This window comes from Nocardioides sp. ChNu-153, assembly GCF_030466625.1.
GTDB lineage: Bacteria > Actinomycetota > Actinomycetes > Propionibacteriales > Nocardioidaceae > Nocardioides.
The window spans coordinates 25,995-41,454 of record NZ_JADEVT010000015.1; the positions used below are offsets into that span (position 1 = coordinate 25,995).

16 protein-coding genes are annotated in these 15,460 nt (G+C 74.5%); 1 reads left to right on the plus strand and 15 read right to left on the minus strand.

Going from position 1 to position 15,460, the window contains the following annotated elements:
- Window positions 1–13 precede the first annotated feature (13 nt).
- From INN71_RS15540 to sigE, 8 genes are all read right to left on the minus strand, one after another.
- Window positions 14–409 carry a hypothetical protein gene (locus INN71_RS15540; protein WP_301801092.1) on the minus strand — a complete coding sequence of 132 codons (396 nt, stop codon included), beginning with the start codon at window positions 407–409 and terminating at the stop codon, window positions 14–16.
- 184 nt (window positions 410–593) lie between these two features.
- Window positions 594–1,991 carry a Re/Si-specific NAD(P)(+) transhydrogenase subunit beta gene (gene pntB / locus INN71_RS15545; RefSeq protein ID WP_301801094.1) on the minus strand — a complete coding sequence of 466 codons (1,398 nt, stop codon included), beginning with the start codon at window positions 1,989–1,991 and terminating at the stop codon, window positions 594–596.
- Between the two features lie 3 nt (window positions 1,992–1,994).
- Entirely contained in the window at window positions 1,995–3,554 is a 1,560-nt protein-coding gene (locus INN71_RS15550; protein ID WP_301801096.1) for a Re/Si-specific NAD(P)(+) transhydrogenase subunit alpha, read from the minus strand.
- 291 nt (window positions 3,555–3,845) lie between these two features.
- Window positions 3,846–5,237, minus strand: a complete 1,392-nt coding sequence (locus INN71_RS15555; RefSeq protein WP_301801098.1) for a hypothetical protein — start codon at window positions 5,235–5,237, stop codon at window positions 3,846–3,848.
- Window positions 5,238–5,320: 83 nt separating this feature from the next.
- The gene (locus tag INN71_RS15560; RefSeq protein WP_277501433.1) at window positions 5,321–5,569 is read right to left on the minus strand and encodes a helix-turn-helix domain-containing protein; all 249 of its coding nucleotides are present in this window, start codon (window positions 5,567–5,569) and stop codon (window positions 5,321–5,323) included.
- A gap of 67 nt (window positions 5,570–5,636) precedes the next feature.
- Window positions 5,637–7,121: a S1C family serine protease gene (locus INN71_RS15565; RefSeq protein WP_301801100.1), complete on the minus strand. Its 1,485-nt coding sequence runs from the start codon at window positions 7,119–7,121 to the stop codon at window positions 5,637–5,639.
- A complete protein-coding gene (locus INN71_RS15570) occupies window positions 7,118–7,651 on the minus strand; it encodes a hypothetical protein (RefSeq protein ID WP_301801102.1) in 534 nt (177 codons plus the stop codon). Before INN71_RS15570 ends, INN71_RS15565 begins: the two co-directional genes overlap by 4 nt.
- 4 nt (window positions 7,652–7,655) lie before the next feature.
- Window positions 7,656–8,348, minus strand: coding sequence for an RNA polymerase sigma factor SigE (gene sigE / locus INN71_RS15575; RefSeq protein ID WP_277499768.1), 693 nt, complete (start codon window positions 8,346–8,348; stop codon window positions 7,656–7,658).
- A 272-nt stretch (window positions 8,349–8,620) separates the two neighbouring features.
- On the opposite strand from sigE, the gene INN71_RS15580 reads away from it, so the two are divergent.
- Window positions 8,621–9,259 (plus strand): O-methyltransferase, encoded by a 639-nt coding sequence (locus INN71_RS15580; RefSeq protein ID WP_301801167.1) that lies wholly within the window; start codon window positions 8,621–8,623, stop codon window positions 9,257–9,259.
- Window positions 9,260–9,339: 80 nt separating this feature from the next.
- Here the strand turns inward: INN71_RS15580 and INN71_RS15585 are convergent, their stop codons facing one another.
- The 7 genes from INN71_RS15585 to dapE form a co-directional block, all read right to left on the minus strand.
- The gene (locus INN71_RS15585; protein ID WP_301801107.1) at window positions 9,340–11,016 is read right to left on the minus strand and encodes a M17 family metallopeptidase; all 1,677 of its coding nucleotides are present in this window, start codon (window positions 11,014–11,016) and stop codon (window positions 9,340–9,342) included.
- A 15-nt stretch (window positions 11,017–11,031) separates the two neighbouring features.
- On the minus strand, window positions 11,032–11,199 hold the full coding sequence (locus tag INN71_RS15590; protein WP_277499770.1) for a DUF3117 domain-containing protein: 168 nt from the start codon (window positions 11,197–11,199) through the stop codon (window positions 11,032–11,034).
- A 161-nt stretch (window positions 11,200–11,360) separates the two neighbouring features.
- The gene (locus INN71_RS15595) at window positions 11,361–12,179 is read right to left on the minus strand and encodes a M14 family zinc carboxypeptidase (protein ID WP_301801108.1); all 819 of its coding nucleotides are present in this window, start codon (window positions 12,177–12,179) and stop codon (window positions 11,361–11,363) included.
- 267 nt (window positions 12,180–12,446) lie between these two features.
- Window positions 12,447–12,890 carry a hypothetical protein gene (locus tag INN71_RS15600; protein WP_301801109.1) on the minus strand — a complete coding sequence of 148 codons (444 nt, stop codon included), beginning with the start codon at window positions 12,888–12,890 and terminating at the stop codon, window positions 12,447–12,449.
- 6 nt (window positions 12,891–12,896) lie between these two features.
- Entirely contained in the window at window positions 12,897–13,247 is a 351-nt protein-coding gene (locus INN71_RS15605; RefSeq protein WP_301801168.1) for a DivIVA domain-containing protein, read from the minus strand.
- Window positions 13,248–13,322: 75 nt separating this feature from the next.
- A complete protein-coding gene (locus INN71_RS15610; protein WP_301801170.1) occupies window positions 13,323–14,057 on the minus strand; it encodes a TIGR00730 family Rossman fold protein in 735 nt (244 codons plus the stop codon).
- Between the two features lie 203 nt (window positions 14,058–14,260).
- Window positions 14,261–15,367 (minus strand): succinyl-diaminopimelate desuccinylase, encoded by a 1,107-nt coding sequence (gene dapE / locus INN71_RS15615; protein WP_301801110.1) that lies wholly within the window; start codon window positions 15,365–15,367, stop codon window positions 14,261–14,263.
- Window positions 15,368–15,460 lie beyond the last annotated feature (93 nt).

Here is a 15,460-nt window from a genome sequence, read left to right on the forward strand (position 1 = left end):
CTCCCGGCCCGGCTCAGAGCAGGCCGGCGTCGCGGTCGCCGGCGTAGAACGCGAGGGCGTACGACGGCGTCGAGAACGCGATGCGCGAGCCCTTCGGGAAGAAGATGGCGTCCTTCGCCCGGGCGACCGTGCGCTGGCCCGTGTCGACGTCCTCGAGCAGGAACTCGCCCTCGAGCACGACCTTCATCTCGTCGTACTCGTAGAGGTAGACGAGCGGCTCGTCGGTGTGGCGCAGCTCGAAGAAGCCGGAGCACATCGAGCTGCCCTCGGGGTTCTCGTAGGTGTCGCCGATGTAGCCCTCGCTCGCCGGGAAGTCCGTCATCCGCGGCAGGCCCTTCCAGGCGTCCGCGGTGACGCGGAACGGGGCCTTGGCGGTGGTGCTCGGGGGTGCTTCGGGGCTGGTGGTCATGGGCCGCTCCGATCACGAGAGGAAACGATGTCTGCCGTGATGAAACCCAGGCGGTGTTTCCGACGTCGCGGCGCCGCGTAACGATCCCGTTTCCGCGGGGCCCGCCCCAGCCGGGGTACGACGACGCCCCCTCCACCCGGGGGGCGGAGGGGGCGTCGGGGCCGGGCCGTCGGGGCCGGGGGGCTCAGAGCGCGCGGAGGATGTCCTCCACGCGGTCCTTGGCGTCGCCGAACAGCATCTGCGTGTTCTCCCGGAAGAACAGCGGGTTCTGCACGCCGGCGTACCCCGCGGCCATGGAGCGCTTGAAGACCACGACGTTCTCGGCCTCCCACACGGTCAGCACGGGCATGCCCGCGATGGGGCTCGACGGGTCCTCGGTGGCCGCCGGGTTGACCGTGTCGTTGGCGCCGATGACGAGCACGACCGAGGTGGCGGCGAGGTCGTCGTTGATCTCGTCCATCTCGAGCACGATGTCGTAGGGCACCTTCGCCTCGGCCAGCAGCACGTTCATGTGGCCGGGCAGCCGGCCCGCGACGGGGTGGATGCCGAAGCGGACGTCGACGCCGCGCTCGCGCAGCTTCTTCGTGAGGTCGGCGACGGGGTACTGCGCCTGCGCCACCGCCATGCCGTAGCCCGGGGTGATGACGACGGAGGAGGCGTTGCGGAGCAGCTCCGCGGTGCCCTCGGCGTCGATCTCGCGGTGCTCGCCGTAGTCGGTGTCGCCCGCCGGGCCCGCCTCGATGCCGAAGCCACCGGCGATGACGGAGAGGAACGAGCGGTTCATCGCCTTGCACATGATGTAGCTGAGGTAGGCACCCGAGGAGCCGACCAGCGCGCCGGTGACGATGAGCAGGTCGTTGCTCAGCAGGAAGCCCGCGGCGGCCGCGGCCCAGCCGGAGTAGCTGTTGAGCATCGAGACCACGACGGGCATGTCGCCGCCGCCGATCGAGGCCACCAGGTGCCAGCCCAGCGCGAGGGCCAGGACGGTGACGACGACGAGCAGCCACAGCTCGCTGTCGATGACGTACCAGACCGTCAGCACGACGAACGCGACGAGCGCGCCCACGTTGAGCAGGTTCTTGCCCGGCAGCACGAGAGGCGCCGACTTGATCTTGGCGCTGAGCTTGAGGTTCGCGACGATCGAGCCGGTGAACGTGACGGCGCCGATGAAGACGCCGATGAAGACCTCGGCGTGGTGGATGTCGGCGAGCGCACCCGAGTAGTGCGGCGCCTCGAGGTGGCCGTTCCAGCCGACGAGCACGGCGGCGAGACCGACGAAGGAGTGCAGCAGCGCGATGAGCTCGGGCATGCCGGTCATCTCGACCACGCGGGCGCGCCACAGGCCGATGACGGCGCCGATGACCATGGCCACCACGAGGAGGACGACACCGAGGGCGTCGTCGGAGTCGATCGCGACGTCGGCCACGACCACGAAGGTCGCGACGAGCGCGATCGCCATGCCGGCGATGCCGTAGACGACCCCCTGGCGCGAGGTCTCGTGCTTGCTGAGGCCCGCGAGGCTGAGGATGAAGAGCAGGGCGGCGACGATGTACGCCGCGGTGGAGATGCTGAGGGCGTCCATCGATCAGTCCTTCGAGAACATGCTGAGCATGCGTCGGGTCACGGCGAAGCCGCCGAAGACGTTGATGCTGGCCAGGAGCACCGCGACGAACGCGAGGGCGCGCACGGCGGTGTCGTCGGAGGACAGCTGCAGCATGGCGCCGACGACGATGATGCCGCTGATCGCGTTGGTGACGCTCATGAGCGGCGTGTGCAGCGCGTGGGCGACCTTGCCGATGACGTAGTAGCCGATCACCACCGACAGCACGAGCACGGTGAAGTGCTGCGGGATGGGGTCCGGGGCCGTCGCGTTGACCGCGAACAGCGCGAGCACGCCGACGGCGATGGCGGCGTACCGACGCCGCGCCAGCGTCGCCGGCGAGGTCGGCGCCTTCTCCGGTACGGCGGGCGCGGCCGCCGCCGCGGGGGCGGCGGGCGCGGCGGAGACCTGGACCGGGGGCGGCGGCCACGTCTTCTCGCCGGCGCGCACCACGGTGACGCCGCGCTGCACGACGTCGTCCATGTCGAGGACGAGCGTGCCGTCCTTCTCGGGGGTGAGCAGCTTGAGCAGGTTCACCAGGTTGGTGCCGAACAGCTGCGAGGCCTGGGTGGGCAGGCGTCCGGCCAGGTCGGTGTAGCCGAGGATCGTGACGCCGTTCGCGGTGACGACCTTCTCGCCGGCGACCGAGCCCTCGACGTTGCCGCCCTGGGCGGCCGCCATGTCGACGATCACGCTGCCCGGCCGCATCGCGGCCACGTCGGCGGCCGTGATGAGGCGCGGGGCCGGGCGGCCCGGGATGAGCGCAGTGGTGACGATGATGTCGACGTCCGCGGCCTGCTCGGAGTAGATCTCGGCGGCGCGGGCGTCGTACGCCTCGCTCGTGGCCTTCGCGTAGCCGTCGGACGAGACCTCCTTGGCCTCCTCGGCGACGACGACCTCGAGGTACTCCCCGCCGATCGACTTGACCTGGTCCGCCACCTCGGGGCGAGGGTCCGTGGCGCGGACGATGGCGCCCAGGCTGGAGGCGGCGCCGATGGCCGCGAGGCCCGCGACGCCGGCGCCCGCGACGAGCACCTTGGCCGGCGGCACCTTGCCGGCCGCGGTCACCTGGCCGGTGAAGAACCGGCCGAACTCGTGGGCCGCCTCGATCACCGCGCGGTAGCCCGCGATGTTCGCCATCGAGGACAGCACGTCCATCGACTGGGCGCGCGAGATGCGCGGCACCGCGTCCATCGCGAGCGCGGTGATGGGGCGCGTCGCCAGCTTCTCGACCAGCTCGGGCCGCAGCGCGGGGCTGAGCAGGCTCACCAGCGTCGCACCCTCGGCCAGACGGTCGATCTCGGCGTCGGTGGGCGCGTTGATCTTCAGCACCACCGCGCTGCGCCAGGCATCCTCGGCCCCGACGACCCGTGCGCCGGCCTCGGCGTACGCCTCGTCGGTGAACGAGGAGGCCGCACCCGCGCCCGCCTCGACCACGACGTCGTACCCCAGGCCCACCAGCTGCTTCACGGTCGCCGGCGTGCCCGCGACCCTCGCCTCACCGGGCGTCGACTCAGCGACGATCCCGAGCTGTGACTGACTCATCCGATACCGGTCCCTCGTCAACCCGTGCGGGACGACGAGCCGTCCCGCCGGACGCGCGGCGCGCGACCTCGGTGCAGGTTAGGGGCAGACCGGCCCCGGAGCGGGCCGCCGTCCCGCCATCTTGAATCATGAGCATGGATTCGGGCCGATTGGATCGTTCCGAGCGGGTTACGTGAGACGCACGTCACGCGCCGGACATCCCGGCGACACCTCGGTACGACGAACGGTCGCCCCCGCGCGACGAACGGTCGGGCGGGGGCGTCCGGTCCGGGTGGTCTCGAGTGCGGTGCGTCAGCGCGAGGTGAAGGTGAACAGCTCGCCCGCGCCCACGACGTACCGCTTCGTCGTCGTGCCGACCTTGACCGCGACGACCTGCGAGGTGGTCGTGTGGTTGACGCCGACCACGCCGACGGTGCCGTCGGGGTTGCGGAAGCCGGCGACCGCCGTGCCCGCCACCGACGAGGAGACCGGCAGCACCCGGGCGCCGGGCTGGGCGGCGCGGGTGAGGTGGGCGAGCAGGTAGAACTCGGGCTGCATGCTGACGCTCGAGCCTTCGACCCGCAGGAGGCCGCGGCAGTCCTTGCAGCCCCAGCGCGAGCCGGCGTCGACCGGCCCGGAGGCGCCGTCGAGGGCGAGGTTCCACATCAGCAGGCCCGAGGAGCCGTTCGCCACGGGCGACGCGACGAGGTTCGCCATCTGCCAGGCGAACGAGCTCGCCCACCCGTCGGTCGTGCCGGTGCACTCGGAGATGATCCGGAACGGCGTGGGGCCGTTCATCTGGCCGGGCTGCCCGCCGTAGCAGTGGTACGCCGACCCGTCGAACGCGCCGGGCGCCCCGGCGACGACCTGGTCGTAGGCCCAGCGGTGCTCCCAGTTGTGGTCGCCGGCCCACAGCGCGACGTCGGCCGGCAGCGCCGGGCCCACCTGACGACCGAGCGCGGCCATCTGCGCCACCGACATGGTCATGGAGGCGTAGTCGGAGGAGTGCGCCGGCTCGTTGCCGAGCGTCAGCGCCCGCACGGGCACGCCGCGGGCGGCCAGCTCGCGGGTCTGCGCGAGGAGCAGGTTCCCGTACGACGGGACCGCCGCGTCCGCGAGCCCGCCCCCGCGCAGGGTGCCGCTGGTCTTCATCGCCGCGGGGGCGCTCCACGGCGTCGCGACGACCTTGAGGTCGGGGCGCAGCGGCAGCACGGAGGAGGTGACGGTGTCGATGGCGGCGAGGGCCTGCGCGGGCGGCGTGGCCCGCGTGCCGTCCCAGCCCCACGCCCACTGCGTCGGGGAGAAGTCGGTCGCGCTCAGCGGCAGCCGGAGCGTGTCGAGGCGGGCGCCGTCGGCGCGGGTGGGGTCGAAGAGCAGGCCGGCGGCCGCGGGGGCCGAGGCGAGCAGCTGCACGGAGGCGTCCGTCAGCGCCGCGCCGGTGCCCCACCACGTCTGCTGCGGGCGGGTCGTCTCGACCGTGAACGTGACGGTCGGCGTGCGGGTGGTGGTGGCCGCCACCGGCAGGAGTCGGCGGCTCGCCGCGGTCGGCGAGGTGACGACGAACGAGGTCGTCGGGGTGGTCACCGCGGCCGCCCGGGGCGTCGCGAGCGCGACCGCGTCCGACGGACCGGTCGCGGCGACGACGGAGGCGGACAGGAGCGACGAGAGGAGGGCGACGCCCAGGGGCGTGGAACGCAGACGCACGGGAGGAACCTCGGCTGGAGGGGGACGGGGCAGAACCTCCTATCGGCGCCGGGGGCCACGACCTGAGCGGTCTCGCTACCGGGTCAGGAACGCGCGTCGGCGTCGGCGCCGGCCGACTCCTCGACGTACGGGTGCGCGTCGACGAACTGGCGGGTCTCCGCGTACATCCGCTGGATGTAGGCCTCCAGCTGCTCGGACTCGACCCGCCACTGACCGCGGCCGCCGATCTTGATGGCCGGGAGGTCACCGCGGCGCACCAGCGCGTAGACCTGGGCGCTCGAGGTGTTGAGCACCTCCGCCACGTCGGCCAGGGTGAGGAAGCGGGCGACCATGGTGCCTACTCTGCCACTACCGCCGCGGCCGGCAGGCGCGGCCCGCACCCCGGCTGTGGAGAACCGCTCAGCCCGTCTGCCCGTCGAGCGTGACGTCGACCTCGCTGGAGGTCTCACCGCGGCGCACGGTCAGCGTGATGGTCTCGCCGGGGGCGTAGCTGCGGATCGCCACGATGAGCTCGGCGCCGCCCGTCACCGGCTGACCGTCGACCGCGGTGACGACGTCACCCTCCTCGAGGCCGGCCTCCTGGGCCGGGCTGCCGTCGTTGATCTGGTCGACCACGGCGCCCTGCCCCGTGTCCTCGCCGCCCACCATCACCTGGGCGCCGATGACCGGGTAGCTGGCCTCGCCCTCCTGGATCAGCTGCTCGGCGGTGCGCAGCACCTGCTCGGACGGGATCGCGAAGCCGACGCCGATGCTGCCGCCGGAACCCGTCATGCCGCCGGTGGTGGCGATGGCCGAGTTGACCCCGACGACCCGACCCTCGAGGTCGACGAGCGGGCCGCCCGAGTTGCCCGGGTTGATCGCCGCGTCGGTCTGGACCGCGTTGATGTAGGACTGGTCGTCGCTCGAGCCCGTCGTCACGGGCCGGTTCTTCGCGCTGACGATGCCGTGGGTGACCGTGGCCGAGAGACCGAGCGGCGATCCGATGGCGACGACGCCCTCGCCGACCACGAGGTCCTCGGCGGGGCCGAACGAGACGGCCTGCAGGTCCTGCGCCTCGTCGGCCTGCAGCACGGCGATGTCGTAGACCGCGCTGCGGCCGACGACCTCGACCTCGAACCTCCGGCCCTCGTCGGTGAGCACCTCGACGGTGCCGCCCTCGGCGGCGTCGGCGACGACGTGGTTGTTGGTGATGATGTGGCCGGCGTCGTCGAACACGAAGCCCGATCCCGTCGCGTCCTCGCCCTCGGCGGACGAGAATATCTGCAGCGTGCTGGGCAGCAGCTCCGCCGCCACCGCCGCCACGGAGGTGTTGTCGGCCTCCAGCGGCGGGGCCGTCGACACACCCTCCCCCTCGACGTCCAGGCTCGAGGAGGCGGCGCGCGGGCCGTCGTCGTCCTGCCAGGCGTCGTACGCCGCCGCGCCGAGCGCTCCGCCGCCCGCGCCGACCACGAGGGCCAGTGCCGTCACAGCGGGCCACACCCAGCCGGGCACGCGCCCGCGCCCGGCACGCTCCGCCCGGCGGCGCTCGCGCTCGGCCCGCCGGCGCGACGCGCGGTCCTCACCGGGCGCGGCGAGCGGGGCGCCGAACGCGGCGTACCCGTCCTGGGTCCCTCCGTGGGCCCCGTCGTGGGTCCCGTCGTGCCGGCCGGGGCGCGCGGGGAGGGCCCCGGTCTGCTGCCCGGGGGCGGGGTACCCGGCGTGCGGGTCGTGCGGGTCGTACTGGTCGTGCTGGTGCGGCGGGGAGGCCCGGTGGGCGTCGCCCGTCCCGCCGTCCGTGACGTCGCCCCCGCCGTGGGCCAGGGGGCGGGTGTGCTCGACGTCGTCCGCGCCGTCCCGGGGATCGTCGCGGGGGTCGTCGCGGAAGGGGTCGCGGGAGTCGCTCACGGGGTGGCACCGTCCTCGTCGGGCTGGGGAGACGTCGTCACGTCCGCCACCGGGGTGCCGGTGCCCGTGACCGGCGCCGGTCCGGCGGTGCGGGCCCGCAGCGCGTCCGTCACCTGCAGCAGGTTCGCCGTCGGCGGGCGGCGCTCGGCGGCGGGCGGCTGCGGGGAGACCCCGAGGGCCACGATCCCCAGCATCGCAGCGCCCACGGCGCCGCCGCCGATCGCGGCCACCGTCCACCGGTGGCGACGCTCGTCGTCGGCCGCGGGCGGGTTGGCCCACTCGGGCGCGGCGGCGTACGACGCCACGAGGCGGTCGGCGCTCAGGCGCCCCTTGAGGGAGTCGGAGACGCAGTCGGGGGCGGCCGTCGCCAGCGTCGAGAGGGTGCGCTTGACCCAGGCCTCCGTCTCGACCTGCTGCTGGCAGGAGGGGCAGTCGGCGACGTGCGCCCAGGCGCTCGCGCTGGCCCGCTCGTCGAGCCGCTCGTCGAGGAGGTCGCTGACCTTCGTCCCGAGGTGTCCGAGGAGGGTCATGACCTCACCGCGGCCCGGCCGGGACGACACGGCGGGCGACCAGGCCCTCCGCAGCGGTGCCGGTGACGCGGCGCGCGGCCTCGGCGGCCCCACGGACCACGGGCAGCGGACCGGTGCCGGGGCCGGCGTACCGGGTGCGGCCCGCCGACGGCGCGCGGTGCGCCAGCGCCTGGCGCAGCTGGGCGCGGCCGCGGTGGATGCGGGAGCGCACCGTGCCGAGCTTGACGCCGAGGATGTCGGCGATCTCGTCGTACGACATGCCCTCGATGTCGCACAGCACGACGGCGACACGGAAGTCGGGGGTGAGCTGGGCGAGCGCGTGCTCGACGTCGTCGTCGAAGGTGCGGTCGCCGACGGAGGTGGCCGGGCCGGGGACGGCGGAGGCGAGGGACTCGGCGCGCTCGGAGGAGAGCTGGTCGAAGCGCAGGCGCTGGCGGCGCCGGGCCTGGTCGAGGAAGAGGTTGGTCGTGATGCGGTGCAGCCAGCCCTCGAACGAGCCGGGGCCGGACTCGGTGAACGAGTCGATGCTGCGGAACACGCGCACGAAGACCTCCTGCGTGAGGTCCTCCGCGTCGTGACGGTTGCCCGTCAGGCGGTAGGCCAGCCGGAACACGCGGTCGGAGTGCCGGTCGACGACCTCGTCCCACGTGGGCGCCCCACCGGGGCGACCGGGACCGTCGTGGTCCACCTCGTTCACGGCATCCTCCTGGTTGTCCGACCGTTCCGACCCCACCTGGCGACGGAAGACGAAAATAGGCGGTCGTACTGAGAGGAACCTGTGAGGGGTCCCCCCTGTTCCCGCCGCGGCGGGCGTGGGGCGGCCCCCTCCGGCTCCCGGCCCCCGGTACCCCGTTCCCGCCGGTCGGGGCACGCGGGTCGAGGCGGTCCCCCGTGCCCGGCACGGCGTGGGCCCCGCGGGGCCGCGCGCCCACTAGAGTTCGACGCGCCACACGCACCCAGGAGGCCGTCATCACCACCCCGATCACCGCTGCGAGCTGGACCTACTCGGAGGAGTTCGTCGTCGAGGACGACGTGCTGGCCGCTGCGCGCGCCCGGGCCGAGGAGGTCGGCGTCGTGCCGGTGTCCCCCGGGGCCGGCGCCGCCCTGCGCTTCCTCGCGGCCGTGCTCGACGCCCGCGCGGTCGTCGAGATCGGCACGGGCACCGGCGTCTCGGGCCTCTGGCTGCTGCGCGGCATGCGCGCCGACGGCGTGCTCACCAGCGTCGACGTCGAGGCCGAGCACCAGCGCCTGGCCCGCGAGACGTTTGCCGAGGCCGGCATCCCCAGCCAGCGGGTCCGCGCCATCCCCGGCGCCGCGCTCGACGTGCTCCCCCGCCTCACCGACGGTCACTACGACCTCGTGCTCTGCGACGGCGACAAGCTGGAGTACTCGGCGTACCTCGTCGCCGCGCTCCGGCTGCTGCGTCCCGGCGGCGTGGTGGTCTTCGACAACGCGCTGTGGCACGACCGCGTCGCCGACCCGGCCAAGCGGGACGAGACGACCGTCGCCGTGCGCGAGCTCGGCCGGGAGGTCGCCGCGTCCGAGGAGCTCGTGCCCGTGCTCCTGCCCGTGGGCGACGGCCTGCTGGCCGCCAAGAAGGTCGGCTGACCCCCGCCGTACGTCGCGGCGCACCGCCCTGCCCACAGCCCCGTCGACGGCCCGTCCTCGGCCCCGCCGTCAGCGGGCCCTCAGCGGGGCAGCGCGGTCGGGTCGAGGCCGGCCAGCCAGTCGAGCAGCAGCCGGGCCCCGAAGCCGGTCGGGCCGGCCGTCCACTCGTGGGCGTCTCCCGCGGCGTCACCCACGGACGCGATGTCGAGGTGGGCCCACGGCCGGCCGCCCGTGAAGTGGCGCAGGAACAGCGCGGCCGTGATGGCGCCGGGCCCGCCGGGGGCGTTGTCGGCGTCGGCGACGGTGGAGGCCAGCTTCTCCTCGTAGACGTCGGCGAGCGGCAGGCGCCACAGGGGCTCCCCCACCGCGCGTCCCGTGGCGAGCAGGCCCTCGGCGAGCGCGTCGGACGTGGCGAACAGCCCGCCCGTGCGCTGGCCGAGCGCGACCTTGCCGGCGCCGGTCAGGGTCGCGATGTCCACCAGGATCGCCGGGTCGAGCTCGTCGACCGCGTAGGCGAGGGCGTCGGCCAGCACGAGGCGGCCCTCGGCGTCGGTGTTGGTGACCTCGGTGGTGCGCCCGCCGTAGTGGCGCAGGACGTCGCCCGGGCGCAGGGCGTCGCCGCCGACCGCGTTCTCCGCCGCCGCCACGAGACCGGTGACGCGCACGGGGCAGTCGACCGCGGCGAGGGCGGCCAGGGTGGCGATGACGACGCCACCGCCGGTCATGTCGCGCTTCATCGTGCGCATGCCCTCGGCCGGCTTGAGGGAGAGACCGCCGGAGTCGAACGTGATGCCCTTGCCCACGAGCACGACGCGGGGCAGGCGGCGGGCAGCGGCCCGCGACGTGCCGCGCGGCACGTAGTCGAGCCGCACCAGGCAGGGTGGCGTGGCCGAGGCGCGACCGACGGCGGCGATGCCACCGAACCCGCGGCGCTCCAGCTCGGGACCCTCGACGACCTCGACCTGCAGGCCCTGGGCCTCGGCGACGCCGCGGGCCTGCGCGGCCAGCCAGGCCGGGGACTTCACGTTCGAGGGCACCGTCGCGAGCAGCCGGGCCAGCCACGCGGCGCGGGCCACGGCCGCGGCCCGGTCGACGACGGGGACCAGCGGGTCGGGCAGCCCCGCCAGCACGACCGTGCCGACGGGGGTCGACGCGGGCGCGGAGGCGCCCCAGGTGAAGGAGAAGGAGCCGAGCGTCAGCCCGGCGACGTGCGCGGTGACGGCGGCGTCGTCGTCCGTCACGGCCGCGACGGTCGACACCACCCGGTCGCGCCCGCGGCAGGCGCGGCCGATCGCTGCGCCGGCCCGGCGCAGGTCCGCGGGCGAGCCCGCCCCGACGCCCGCCAGCAGCAGCAGGCGCGGCACGGCGTCCTCGTCGGCCGGGTCGAGCAGGGGCACCCGCGTGATCTCGCCGGCGGCACCGCTGGCGCCGTGCGCCTCGAGCAGGACGAGCAGGTCCAGCGACCAGCGCTCCGCGACCTCGGGCCCGCCGGGGCCGACGACCGGGCCGGTGGGGTCGGTGTCGGCGTCGCTGTCGGCGGCGGCGTCGACGGGTGCGTCCGTCGTGCTCTCCCCCGGCTCGCCGCGCAGGACCGGCACGACGATCGTCGTGCCGGTCCGCGGGGCGTCGTGCTCGGCCGACCCGTCAACGGGCGCGTCGTCCCAGACGTCGGCCAGCGCCGCCACCACGAGGACGGTGGGCGGCTCGGGCTGGGACGGCAGGCCGTCGAGCGGGAGTCCGGTCAGGGGGGAGGGCACGGCGGGAGGCACGTGTCAGGCGACGACGGCCTTGAGGGCGTCACCGAGCTCGCCCGCCTCGACGGCGTTGAGCTCGACGACGAGCCGGCCACCGCCCTCGAGGGGCACGCGCATGACGATGCCGCGACCTTCCTTGGTGACCTCGAGCGGACCGTCACCGGTCCGCGGCTTCATCGCCGCCATCCGTGCACCTCTTTCTCTTGGTGGATCGAACCGTCGGCGCGTCGGCGACGGAGCGGCCGGTGGGTGGGCCGCCGACCATTATCCCCCATCCGCGCGCGAATCCCCGGAAGACCTCACAGGTCGTCCCGGGTTCGTGCGGCGCGCCGACCGGGGTGGGGCGCTCAGGCTGCGCCGGCGGAGCGCTGCAGCAGGGCCGCGATGCGGCGCGAGGCGTGGGTGCGCATGTAGGTCGCGTCGGGGTTCGTGCCGTACTCGACGGTGAGCGCGACGCCCGGGTAGTTGTTGTTGAACCAGCCCGTCATCGTGCCGTGGCAGACCCCGCCGCAGGTGAAGCGCTTGCCGGGCAGGTCGAGCGTCTCGGCGGTGGCGCGGGCGAAGCTGGGGAACTTGGTGTCGAGGTCCACGCCGTTCAGCGGCTGGTGGAAGCTGAGGATCACGTCCGGCTGGATGCGGCTCAGCAGCCGCACGGCACCGGCCGTCTCGGGCTCGGAGACGGGGCGCGGGCCCGAGTAGTAGTTGCCCGTCAGGCGACGCCAGTCGTTGTCGAAGTTGCGGTTGAGGTCGACCCCGCGGGCGTTCTGGCGGTCCCGGCGCAGCAGGCCGTCGGGGTTGTACGACGGGACCACCCACAGGTTGACCGCGCTGAAGCGACCCGCCGCGGCGAGGTCGCGCAGGCCCGGGTAGACGGGGCCGACACCGCGCTCGTTGCCGTGCATCCCGATGACCACCACGGCGGTGAACTCGGCGTCCCAGTTGCCCATGCGGTGGGCCACGAGCGGTCGCCCTTGGACGGAGGTCCCGTAGGTCCACGACGCGAACTGCTGCGCGGCCGCCGCCTGCGGGACGACGGCGGCGGGACCGGCCGTGGCGCGCGGCGCCGCCTGGGTGGCCGGCGTACCGGCGAGGAGGACCGCGCACAGCGCGGCCACGACCGCGGCCAGGAGGAACGGGGACCGTGTGCTGCGCGGCGACGACGTCACCGGCGCATCGTGTCACAGGTCACCCGCCGCGGGGAGGGCCCGCGAGGGCCCGCGCCCGGCCCTCCGGCGTGCTGGTGCGCGGGGACGTGGGTGGCGGGTTCCCCGGTGCACCGGGGAACCCGCCACTTCACACACGAAACTTTCACCCGGAAGTGGCGGGTTGCGGCGTCAAGTGTTGTGGCGAGGCGATTCCCGGGCTGGTACGGCGGCGCGTGCGGGTCGGCGTACCCGCTGCGGGTGGGCGTCACCGCCGGGGCGACACCCGCCTCAGACCGACCCGGAGAGATAGGCGAGCGTGAAGACGACCGCCGACGCGGCGACGCCGAGGTGGCCCAGCAGCGCGAGGCCGAGGCCGACGAACCAGCCGCGGTCGCGGGCGTCGGAGTGGCGACCGCGGCTGGGCAGCCAGCGGCCCAGCAGCAGCAGGCCGGCCCAGCCGGTGATCCACCACAGGCCCAGGCCCACGACGCCGAGCAGCGAGTGCCAGGTGGCGCCGTCCTGGTCGACGAGGAGGAACACCACCCACAGCAGGCCGCCCGCGAGTCCCGCGCCCGTGTGCACGTCGAGGAGCCACGGCGAGACGCCGTGGCCGTGGCGCGGGCCCTGCCGGGCGCTCGTGGACCTCCGTCCGAGGACGCGACGGGTCAGCAGCACCACCACGACGGCGAACGCCGTGAGCAGGTGGACGGCCAGCGGGTCGGGAACGGGCACGGCGGCTCAGTGTGCCGCACGCGGCGGGTCGTCGTCATCCGCGGGAGGAGCGGCGGGAGCGGCGACGGGGCCAGCGACGGGGCCAGCGACGGAGGAGGTCGCCGGCCGGTACAGGTCCAGGCCGTCGCGCTCGGCGGCCAGGCGGGCGAGGAGCGCGTCGACGTCGGCCGGCCGGTAGCCGCGCAGGACGAGGGGGAAACGCACCCGCCGCAGGTCGTCCGCGGTCAGCGGCCCCTGCGCCGGCAACCCGCTGTCGGGTCGGTCACCGTGCTCCCGGGCCAGCGGGGTGCCGTGGCCCGCCGCGACCGCGGCCGCGCCCACCATGGCAGCGACGGCGAGCACCGCGAAGACCCACATCACCGGGGCCCACCTCCTGGTCTCGTCTGCGGTCGGGCCGCACGCCCGGCCACCCGCACGGCTGCGGCGTGCGGCTCACTCAGGGTAGGAGCCGGCCGGTCGCGACGAGGAACCGCCCTCGAGACGGTCGACCACGATCCGCACCGCCTCCTCGGGGTCGTCGGTGAGGTGCAGCTGGTCGAGGTCGCTGGCGCGGATCTTGCCGTCGGCGAGCACGACGTCGCGCATCCAGTCGATGAGCCCCTGCCAGTACGCCGTGCCCAGCAGCACGACGGGGAACTCCGTCACCTTCTGGGTCTGGATGAGGGTGAGCGCCTCGAACAGCTCGTCCAGCGTGCCGACGCCGCCGGGGAGCACGACGAAGCCGCTGGAGTACTTCACGAACATCGTCTTGCGGGCGAAGAAGTAGCGGAAGTTGATGCCCTTGTCGACCCACGCGTTGAGCCCGGTCTCGAAGGGCAGCTCGATGCCGAGGCCGACGCTGACGCCGCCCGCCTCCGACGCGCCCTTGTTGGCGGCCTCCATGGCGCCCGGCCCGCCGCCCGTGATGACGGCGTACCCGGCCTCGACGAGCAGCCGCCCGACCTCCTCGCCCTGCGCGTAGTGCGGGTGGTCGGTGGGGGTGCGCGCCGAGCCGAAGACGCCGATGGCCGGCCCGAGCTCGGCGAGCGCCCCGAAGCCCTCGACGAACTCGGCCTGGATGCGCATCACGCGCCACGGGTCGGTGTGCACCCAGTCGGCCTCGCCCGTGGAGTCGAGGAGGCGCTGGTCGGTGGTCGTCAGGTCGACCTGGCCGCGGCGCAGGAGCATCGGGCCGCGGCGCTTGATGCGCTCGCGGAGCGGCACCGCCGCCGTCGGCACCCGCTCGGGACCGGTGGGCATCGGCTCGCGCTGCCCGCCCGAGGCATCCGGCTCGGCCGGGTCGGTGGACCCGGTCAGCTCGGTGTCCGGCGCCGGCCGGCCGTGCTCATCGTCGTGCTGGTCGTCGTGCTGGTGGTCGTGCCCGTGGTCGTTCACGCCGCTCCCCCGTCCTCGCCCAGCCAGGTGCGCAGGGCCTGCTCGCAGTGCACGACGTCGGCGGCCGGCACGAACTCCTCCTGCTTGTGGGCGTACATCGGGTCGCCCGGGCCGAAGTTCACCGCCGGGATGCCGAGCGCGGTGAAGCGCGCGACGTCGGTCCAGCCGAACTTGGGGGCGACGTCCCCGCCGACCGCCTCGACGAACGCCGCGGCCGCCGGCACCCCGAGCCCCGGGAGCGCGCCGGGGGCGGAGTCGGTGAGCGTCACGTCGTACCCGGAGAAGACCTCCTCGACGTGCGCCAGTGCCTCGGCCTCGCTGCGGTCGGGCGCGAAGCGGTGGTTGACGGTGACGACGCACTCGTCGGGCACCACGTTCCCCGCGACGCCGCCGGAGACGAAGACGGCGTTGAGGCCCTCGTGGTACTCCAGGCCGTCGATGACGGGGCGCCGGGGCTCGTACGCCGCGAGCCGGGCCAGCACCTCGCCGGCCGCGTGGATCGCGTTGACCCCGCGCCACGAGCGGGCCGAGTGGGCGCGCTCGCCGCGGGTGCGGACCTCGACGCGCAGCGTGCCCTGGCAGCCGGCCTCGACGGCGGCGTTCGACGGCTCCATGAGGATGGCGAAGTCGGCGGTGAGCAGGTCGGGGTCGGAGGCGGCGAGCTTGCGCAGTCCGTTGTGCTCGGCCTCGATCTCCTCGGCCTCGTAGAGGATGTAGGTGACGTCGCGGTTCGGCGCCGCCAGCTCGGCGGCGAGCTTGAGGATGACGGCGTCGCCGCCCTTCATGTCGCACGTGCCGAGCCCGTGGAGCAGCTCGCCGTCGGGGGTCTGCTCGCGGCGGTGCGGCAGGTTGTCGTTGACCGGCACCGTGTCGAGGTGGCCCGCGATGACCACCCGCTCGGCGCGCCCCAGGTCGGTGCGCGCCACCACCGTGTGACCGCGCCGGGTCAGCGTGAGGTGCGGCAGCCCCGTGAGGGCCTGCTCGACCGCGTCGGCGATCGCGCCCTCGTCGCGGCTGACGGACTCGATGTCGACCAGCTGCGCCGTCAGCGTGACCACGTCGGCGCCCAGGTCGAGGCGGGGTGCGGGGGGCGGGATGGGCATGGGGGTCATCCAACCAGGCGGGGTGGCGGGGTGCCCCGGGGACCGGGGGACCCCCCCCGGCACGCCCCAACCAATCACCCCGCAGGGGGGGGG

Coding starts and splice junctions, on each gene's coding strand:
- INN71_RS15610 (WP_301801170.1), bottom strand. CDS start 14,057: ATGCTCCTGCGCCGCGGCCAGGTCGACCTGACGACCACCGACCAGCGC.
- INN71_RS15590 (WP_277499770.1), bottom strand. CDS start 11,199: ATGGCGGCGATGAAGCCGCGGACCGGTGACGGTCCGCTCGAGGTCACC.
- pntB (WP_301801094.1), bottom strand. CDS start 1,991: ATGGACGCCCTCAGCATCTCCACCGCGGCGTACATCGTCGCCGCCCTG.
- INN71_RS15540 (WP_301801092.1), bottom strand. CDS start 409: ATGACCACCAGCCCCGAAGCACCCCCGAGCACCACCGCCAAGGCCCCG.
- INN71_RS15550 (WP_301801096.1), bottom strand. CDS start 3,554: ATGAGTCAGTCACAGCTCGGGATCGTCGCTGAGTCGACGCCCGGTGAG.
- INN71_RS15570 (WP_301801102.1), bottom strand. CDS start 7,651: ATGACCCTCCTCGGACACCTCGGGACGAAGGTCAGCGACCTCCTCGAC.
- INN71_RS15560 (WP_277501433.1), bottom strand. CDS start 5,569: ATGGTCGCCCGCTTCCTCACCCTGGCCGACGTGGCGGAGGTGCTCAAC.
- dapE (WP_301801110.1), bottom strand. CDS start 15,367: ATGCCCATCCCGCCCCCCGCACCCCGCCTCGACCTGGGCGCCGACGTG.
- INN71_RS15605 (WP_301801168.1), bottom strand. CDS start 13,247: ATGTGGGTCTTCGCGGTGCTCGCCGTCGCTGCCATGGTGGGCGCGGCC.